Source organism: Streptococcus azizii (assembly GCF_001984715.1).
Classification (GTDB): Bacteria; Bacillota; Bacilli; order Lactobacillales; family Streptococcaceae; genus Streptococcus; species Streptococcus azizii.
Genome location: NZ_MSPR01000046.1, coordinates 1 through 1,617 on the forward strand (window position 1 = coordinate 1; position 1,617 = coordinate 1,617).

A 1,617-nucleotide genomic window follows, 5' to 3' on the forward strand; every position below is an offset into this window, starting at 1 on the left:
GAGTCACAGCAGGAAAAGTTATTGATACAGTTGATGATGTCAGTGATACCTCTAAAGCCCTAAAAGCTGTGGATGCGGTGGATGACACCAAAGATTCTCTGAAAGTCGCAGAGGCAGTTGATGATGTTAGGGATACAGGGAGACTGACAGATAAAATCGCTTCGCAATCTGTTACTGCGGATGATATTGTTTATAGTGATAAATTCACGAAACCAGGATATGGAAACCAAGTGTCTAAGCGTGGTTGGAATAATCAAATGATAGCCGATACGATTAATAATCCTGTCAAAACGACCAAGGGATATAATAGTTATACGAATAGCAGTGTAACAAATTACTACATTGATGATATTCACTATGTAGCGATAGATGATAGCAATGGAAAAGTTATCCAAATTTCAAAATTATCTGATTTAGATTGGAAGGGACCGTAAAAGTTTATGATTGAGAAACCAAGTGGCACTATTAATGAGCTTGTATATTTTCATGTAGCTTATTACAAGTCAATGTATACAAGAAACCTTACTCTAACCAACCTATTTCATCTTTTTAAGGAGATTATAGAAACGAACGAAACAACTAAGTATATTTCTATCACTCCATTTTATATTAATGAAAAATTAAATTTTCAGGAGGAATTTGATATAGCACATTTATATATAGAATGTCGTGATATTGTGACAGTGGAAGAACAACGAAATTTTGCAAGGGAACAGATGTTTTGGCTTGAACCAGATTCTGATTACAAGTTATTAGCGCAATACATAACTTTTGAAGATATGCAGGCTAGCCATTTTTTGGTAGAAAAGTCAGATGTCATAGGTTTTCAGCAGGGAATTCGATCCTATATGTCTTTCTTGATGGATAGGGGAATTCCTCAGATGATGAAATGGTTATATAAATTCTATGAGCTGGATATAGAATCAATGCCGTATGGTTACTTTTGCTTCGAGATACTATCAGACTAAGGAAAGGGATGAATAGATAAAGGAAATTCGTGGTGCTGTAGGCGATTGAGCTAGTCAGCGAGGACGTTGAAAACGCCGGAGACTCTTCTATCGTTTTCCGTCCTCTCTTTCCTAGCTCCCCACCCACCTATGGAGCTACTCTCCATAGGTGCTTTTCACATCACCACGAGAATTATTTAGCGGGTCGAGTTATCAGAATGATGGTAACAGTAAGGACAGAGTGAGGCTTCCTACCACAACCATGGGACAGGGGATACGTATCAGTACCTGACCAACCAAGCAGGGTCTGTGACAGGCTTGACTAAGGATGGACAAGCCGTTGCGTCTAGTTCTTATAACCTCTATGGTTCCACTAAGGACAGCACAGACGAAACAGGCAACCCGTATGCCTACAATGGGGAGGCTAGAGATAGTACAGGACTGGACTACCTCAGAGCAAGATACTATGATAGCCAGGCAGGTACGTTCTTGACCGAGGATAGTTACCAAGGGGAACTAGATGACCCGCTCAGTCAGAATCGCTATGCCTATGTGCAGAACAATCCTGTTAACTATACCGATCCAAGCGGGCATTTTAGAAAGATGTTGCCGGATGGTAAGGGTCCTCGCTATACGCAGCCCAAACCGTTAATTAACCCCAAGGACGGAA

Annotated in this window: 3 protein-coding genes; all 3 read left to right on the forward strand. The window is 40.5% G+C overall.

Annotated elements, in window-relative coordinates:
• On the forward strand, window positions 1-434 hold a 434-nt coding region (locus tag BVE84_RS10295), incomplete at its 5' end, for a colicin E5-related ribonuclease (protein WP_135017525.1).
• A gap of 6 nt (window positions 435-440) precedes the next feature.
• Entirely contained in the window at window positions 441-968 is a 528-nt protein-coding gene (locus tag BVE84_RS10300) for a hypothetical protein (RefSeq protein ID WP_076996889.1), read from the forward strand.
• 288 nt (window positions 969-1,256) lie between these two features.
• Window positions 1,257-1,617 (forward strand): RHS repeat-associated core domain-containing protein (locus BVE84_RS10305; RefSeq protein ID WP_142241402.1); only part of this gene is annotated, 361 nt, incomplete at its 3' end.

Excerpts from the sequence above, each read along its gene's own strand:
- BVE84_RS10300 (WP_076996889.1), top strand. The coding sequence starts at position 441 with ATGATTGAGAAACCAAGTGGCACTATTAATGAGCTTGTATATTTTCAT.